General features: G+C 71.6%; 2 protein-coding genes. One reads left to right on the forward strand and one right to left on the reverse strand.

Going from position 1 to position 1,419, the window contains the following annotated elements; all coding sequences use genetic code 11:
* On the reverse strand, positions 1–752 hold a 752-nt coding region (locus ABZZ04_RS39420; protein ID WP_356937058.1), incomplete at its 3' end, for a glycoside hydrolase family 25 protein.
* Between the two features lie 182 nt (positions 753–934).
* Between ABZZ04_RS39420 and ABZZ04_RS39425 the strand changes: the two genes are divergently transcribed.
* Positions 935–1,419 (forward strand): M23 family metallopeptidase (locus tag ABZZ04_RS39425; protein ID WP_356937059.1); only part of this gene is annotated, 485 nt, incomplete at its 3' end.

Here is a 1,419-nt window from a genome sequence, read left to right on the forward strand (position 1 = left end):
GGCGGCGGGTCGGTCGGCCGGGTCGGGTCGAACGCCCAGGGGCGGGCGAGGTCCAGATCGACGGGGGAGACGCCGCCGACGGAGCCCACGGAGGCGTACTGGTGGGCGGCCCAGTCGGGGTAGCGGCCGCCGAGGTCGGGCGGGCCGGGCCAGGTGCCGTCGTTGGCGCCCCAGGAGGCCGCCCAGAGGTGGGCGCCGGCGGCGACGGTGCGCTCCCAGGTGCCGGCCCGCAGCGCGCCCGTGCTGATGTAGAACCAGGGCACGTACGTCCCGACCCGCTCCCGCACCCGGTTGAACCACGCCGACACGTCCGCGTCGTCCCACAGGTGCGTGGAGTCGTCGAGCACCTCGACGTCCAGCGCCAGCACGTCCCCGGCGCGGTAGTCGTGCAGATGGTCCACGAAGTAGTCGGCGGCGGCGGTGGGGGCGAGGAAGTCCCCCGACAGGAAGTAGTGGCCCACCCGCAGGCCCGCCGCGCGGGCCCCGTCGACATGGCCGGAGTAGGAGGACGAGGTGTAGGGGCCCTCGGAGAGCTGGCACCCCCCGGCCTTGACGACGACGAAGTCCAGGCCCTCGGCCGCGGCGCGGGCGTAGTCGATGCCGGTCTGGTGGTTCGAGACGTCGATGCCCCGCAGGTCGGCCTCCTGGGCGGAAGCCGTGCGGGGAGCGGCGGCGGCGCCGGTGGCCGCGAGGATCCCGGCCGGGGCCAGGGCGGTCGCCACGGCTCCGCGGATCAGGGTTCTTCTGCGCATGTCTCCTCCGGTGGGGCGGGTTCCACGACAGCGGAATGTCATGTTCCTATCAAAATCTATGCGCGTAGGCTACCGTGGCCCCGCCCCTTCGTGATGAGTCAAGTCGCAATGAAATCAAGGGAGTTGATGTGTGCAGAAGTCATGGATCCGATGACGGTCAAAAGGTTCGGTCACAGACCGGCATGAGCCGGCGCACGCTGCTGCGCGGCTCGGTCGCCACATTCGGCCTGGCCGCCGGCGGAGTGCTGTTCTCGGGAAGCCCCGCCCAGGCACTGGACATCTACAACCCGTTCAGCGGCTACCCGATGACGGACGGCTGGTGGGAGCACATCAACCGCGGTTCCCTGGGCGGAATCGACTACGCGATGGGCGTCGGCACCGCACTGCCTGCCGCGGGCGCCGGTGTCGTCACCAACATCCCGTACAACGGCACCGGCGGCCACACGGTGACCATCACCCACAGCGACGGGTACCGGACGCAGTACATGCACCTGTCGGAGTTCCGGCTGGCCGACGGCACCTCGGTCGGCCGGGGGGACATCGTCGGGTACTCCGGCGGCGCCGCCGGGGCCCCGGGCTCCGGGAGTTCCACCGGTCCGCATGTGCACTGGCACCTGATCACCCCGGGCGGCACCCGGGTCAACCCGCTGGACCACCTGGGCGGTGG

The sequence above is a fragment of the Streptomyces sp. NPDC006435 genome (genome assembly GCF_040612315.1).
GTDB lineage: Bacteria > Actinomycetota > Actinomycetes > Streptomycetales > Streptomycetaceae > Streptomyces.